Here is a 4,179-nt window from a genome sequence, read left to right on the forward strand (position 1 = left end):
GCACCCCGCGCTTCGCTTTCAAGCGCGGGGAGCGACCGCAATCAGCTGGTGGCGGGCTTGAGGTGCAGGATGACGTCCAGCGCGTTGGCCTGGGTGGGCTGCCCGGCGCCGTACGGGTTGGAGTCGTCGGGCCAGCCGACCCAGTTCTTCGTGCTGTAGGCCATGCCGATGTTGTCCGCGCCGACCGGGATCATCGGAACCTGCTCGACGAAGACCTTCTGCAGCGTGTCCAGGGCGGTCTTGCGCGCGGCGTCGTCACTGGCGTTCTTGTACGCGGTCAGCGCGGCGGTGGCCTCGGGGTTGTTGAACCGGCCGAAGTTACCTGCCGGGGAAGCCTTGCCGACCGGCTGCAGCAGCGAGCCGTCCATCACCGTCTGGTAGATGTCGAACGGCGTGGAGCCACCGTTGGTCCAGCGGAACGTCGCGTCGAACTTACCTTCCTCGACGTTCTTGAACCACGCGTCCTGGTTGGCCTTCTCGACCGTCGCGGCGATGCCGATCTTGGACAGGTTGTCCTTCACGATCTCGAGCGAGGTCTGGTAGTCGGACCAGCCGGCCGGGTCGGTCAGCGTCAGCTTGACCGGCTTGCCGGACGGGTCGTTCAGCGTGTTGCCGTTGAGCTTGAAGCCGGCGCCGGTCAGCAGCGCCTTGGCGCCCTCGATGTCGACGGCCTGGTTCTTGCCCTTGTAGGCGTCGGCGATGAACGCGTCGCCGGCCGGCGACGGCAGACCGGTCACGCTGGTCACCAGCGGGTGGAAGTAGCCGGCCTCGGCGACGTTGAAGATGTCCTCGCGGTCGACGACCATGTTCATCGCCTGGCGCAGCGCGACGTTGTCGAACGGCTTCTTGCTGGTGTTGATGTAGAGGCCGTGGATGCCCAGCACCGGCGGCGCCCAGACCTTGTAGTGCGCCGGGTCCTTGTCGATGAAGACCGTCTTGTAGTTGGGGATGAACACGAACGACCACTCGATCGAGCCGTCGGCCAGCGCCGTGGTCTGCGCGTCGTTACCGGTCGGGGAGCTGTAGCGCAGCTCCTTGACGGCCGGCGCGGTGCCCCAGTAACCGCTCTCTCGGGCGACCAGCGTCGTGGTCTGCGGGGTGAACGACTTCAACGTGTACGGTCCGGAGCCGACCGGGTTCTTGACCGTGTCGGTCGCCGGGTCCTTCATGTCCTTCCAGAGGTGCTCCGGGACGATCGGCGTCTGGCCGAGGAACTTCTCCTTGTAGACGAACATCGACGAGGTGAAGGTGATCGTCACGACGTTGCCCGCGACGGTGATCTCGCCGTACGGGGTGTTGTTCGTGTTGAGCGCCTTGGTCTTCTTGATCAGGTTGAACGTGAAGGCGACGTCGTTCGCGGTCAGCTTCTGGCCGTCCGACCAGGTCGCGTTGTCCCGTACGGTGATCTTCACGCTCTTGCTGTCCGGGGCCCACTCGGCGCCGGTGGCCAGCCACGGCTTCGACGGCTCGGCCGGCTTCACCGGGTTCCACATCATCAGGGGCTCGTAGATGACCCACTTGTAGCCCAGCGACGACGAGGCCGACGTGGACAGGAACGGGTTGTGGTTCTCGGTCTGCGGGCCGTTCGGCATGCCGACGGTCAGCACCGTGGCGGCGGCCTTGTTGCTGTTGTTGTTCGGGGACTCATTGGGTGAGTCGCCACAGGCGGCCAGGGCGCCCGAGGCGAGCACGCCCGCCAGGGCCACCGAGAACAACTTCCTTCTCTGCATCGAATTAACTCCTCAACGGTGGAACGGGTCGGAAATATCAGGGGGTGGCCCCGTGAGGGCGGTTATCGCGTGGCTCAGGTCGTGGCCGTGGTGGAACCGCGGGCCATGAACGTCGCCGGAATGACGGTCGGTCGATTGGGCAGGGGTGTGCCCTCGAAGTGGGCGAGCAGCGTGCGTGCCGCGGCCTCGCCCATCTCGCGCAACGGTTGGTGCACGGTGGTGAGCGGCGGCTGGGTGTGTGCCGCCAGGGGGATGTCGTCGAAGCCGACCACCGCCACGTCCTGCGGGACGCGCCGGCCGCTGTCCAGCACCGCCTGCATGGCGCCGGTCGCGGAGAGATCGTTGTGGGCGAAGATGGCGTCGAATTCCAGACCCTCGTCGAGGGCTCGCTGCACGCCCTCGAAGCCGCAGGCGATGGTGAAGTCGCCGGGCAGCACGTGGTCGGCGGGGATCGGGTGACCGGCCTCCGTGTAGGCCGACGCGAAGCCGTGCAGGCGCTGCTGGGTGCATCCGAAGTGTTCCGGCCCGGCGATCACCAGCGGGTGGTGGCGCCCGATCGAGAGCAGGTGCCGGGCGGCCGCTCCGGCGCCGGTGTGGTTGGTGGTGCCGATGCTGGGCACCTGCGCTGGCTGGGTGTCGCGGTCGTCGATGAGCACCACCGGCAGCCCGCGGGCGTGCAGCGTGGCGATGTAGTCGAGCGTGCCCTCCGGCTCGATCACCAGCAGGCCGTCGAACGACTTGGCGGACACTTGGGCGCCGAACTGCCGCATCGACTCCTCGCCCCGGTTGCAGGTGAACAGCAGCAGGCCGTACTGCTCGGTCTCCAGCACGTCCACGGCGCCCTGCAGCACCTCGCCGATCCACGGCCAGGTCAGCGAGGGGACGAGCATGCCGACCACGCGGGTGCGGCCCCGCGCGAGGCCGACCGCGCGGGAGCTGGGAACATATCCAAGCTCGTCGATCACGGCCCGCACTCGGGCGGCGGTGGACTCGTCCAGTTCACCCTTGCCGTTGAGGACGCGCGAGACGGTGGTCTTGCTGACCTTCGCCCGGGCCGCCACATCGGCGATGGTGATCGGCACTGGTCCTCCGGAGGGCTCGTACTGGTGTTGCCCCCGGGTGTCCTGGTTGTTTCGGAACCGGTTTCGGGAGCGGTTCCGGGCAGTTAACAGCAGTGACCCCGATCACGTCAATGTGAAGAAGGCTTTCTTCAGGTCTCAAGCCGGTAAAGGCCGGTGACCTGCCGCGCGACCTGCGGCAGCACCTCTCCGAGGGGCCCGTCGACCACCAGGCCGGCGTACGGCTCGCCCCGGGTGACACCCTGATTGACGATCGCGACGCGAATGCCGTCCTTCGCGGCCCGCAGCACGAACCGCCGCCCGGACATCACGGTCAGCGACGATCCGAGGACCAGCAGGGTACGTGCGCCGGCGACCAGCTCGAAGCTTCTGCTCACCCGCTCGGGCGGGACGGTCTCGCCGAAGTACACGACGTCCGGTTTGAGCATGCCGCCGCAGCCCGTGCAGTCGACCACCCGGAAGCCGTCGAGCTCCGCGTCGTCGAGCTCGACGTCACCGTCCGGGTTGATCTCGGCGGCGATCGGGGCGAAATGCGGATTCGCTTGGCGCAGAAGGGATTCCAGCTCGGCGCGGGGGCTGAGCAGGCCGCAGCCGAGGCAGGTGACGCGGGCCAGGTTGCCGTGCAGCTCGACCACGTCGCGGGCCCCGCCGGCCTGGTGCAGACCGTCCACGTTCTGGGTGATGACGCCGCGCAGCAGGCCGAGCTCCTGCAGTCGCGCGACGGCCCGGTGACCGTCGTTGGCCCGCGCGTCGCCGATGGTCCGCCACCCGAGGTGGCTGCGCGCCCAATACCGCCGCCGGGCCACCGGATCCCGGGTGAAGGCCTGGTACGTCATGGGGGTCGCCTTGCGGGCCATCCCGCTGGGCCCGCGATAGTCCGGAATCCCGGAATCGGTCGACAGCCCGGCCCCGCTCAGCACGACGACATCGCCCTCGGACACCCAGTCGGCCAGCCGGGCGACCTGCTCTCGCACAAGACTCACCCTCCCATGGTCCCTCGCCGGCCGCGCCGCCGCCGCAACCGCTGTCCACCGCAGAGCTGTCCACGCCCAGAAGCGGGCAGAAGGACTCTGTAGTGCTATTTCGGGGGCAGAACGGTAAGTTGGTCATCGTGGTCGATGCCGTGCGCCTGACTCCCCGTCTGTGGGACGGGCAGCGGCTCCTGCGCTTTCTCGCCGGGCTCGCCATGCTCGCGCTGGCCTTCGCCGCGCACGCCGGGCTGATCGGTCCTGCCGCTCTTCCGGCCGCGACCGGCGAGGTTCCCGCGGTGACCGCGCCGGCGACGGCCGACGCCGTGCCGGTCGCGACCACCGCGGAGGAAACCGTCACGGTGACCGAGCCGGTCCCGGCCGTGGCGCTGGTCCTCGCAT

At 68.5% G+C, this 4,179-nt stretch carries 4 protein-coding genes; 1 reads left to right on the forward strand and 3 read right to left on the reverse strand.

Annotation, left to right across the window (positions count from 1 at the left end):
* Positions 1-41: 41 nt before the first annotated feature.
* From AB0M20_RS30000 to AB0M20_RS30010, 3 genes are all read right to left on the reverse strand, one after another.
* A complete protein-coding gene (locus AB0M20_RS30000; protein WP_364303678.1) occupies positions 42-1,730 on the reverse strand; it encodes an ABC transporter substrate-binding protein in 1,689 nt (562 codons plus the stop codon).
* A gap of 74 nt (positions 1,731-1,804) precedes the next feature.
* Positions 1,805-2,812 (reverse strand): LacI family DNA-binding transcriptional regulator, encoded by a 1,008-nt coding sequence (locus tag AB0M20_RS30005; RefSeq protein ID WP_364303679.1) that lies wholly within the window; start codon positions 2,810-2,812, stop codon positions 1,805-1,807.
* A gap of 128 nt (positions 2,813-2,940) precedes the next feature.
* Entirely contained in the window at positions 2,941-3,792 is an 852-nt protein-coding gene (locus AB0M20_RS30010) for an NAD-dependent protein deacetylase (RefSeq protein WP_364303680.1), read from the reverse strand.
* A 128-nt stretch (positions 3,793-3,920) separates the two neighbouring features.
* Between AB0M20_RS30010 and AB0M20_RS30015 the strand changes: the two genes are divergently transcribed.
* Positions 3,921-4,179 (forward strand): hypothetical protein (locus AB0M20_RS30015; RefSeq protein ID WP_364303681.1); only part of this gene is annotated, 259 nt, incomplete at its 3' end.

The organism is Actinoplanes sp. NPDC051633 (genome assembly GCF_040681735.1).
GTDB lineage: Bacteria > Actinomycetota > Actinomycetes > Mycobacteriales > Micromonosporaceae > Actinoplanes.

Bases quoted from the DNA above. Each gene is read 5' to 3' on its own strand.
- AB0M20_RS30000 (WP_364303678.1), bottom strand. From the start codon at position 1,730: ATGCAGAGAAGGAAGTTGTTCTCGGTGGCCCTGGCGGGCGTGCTCGCC.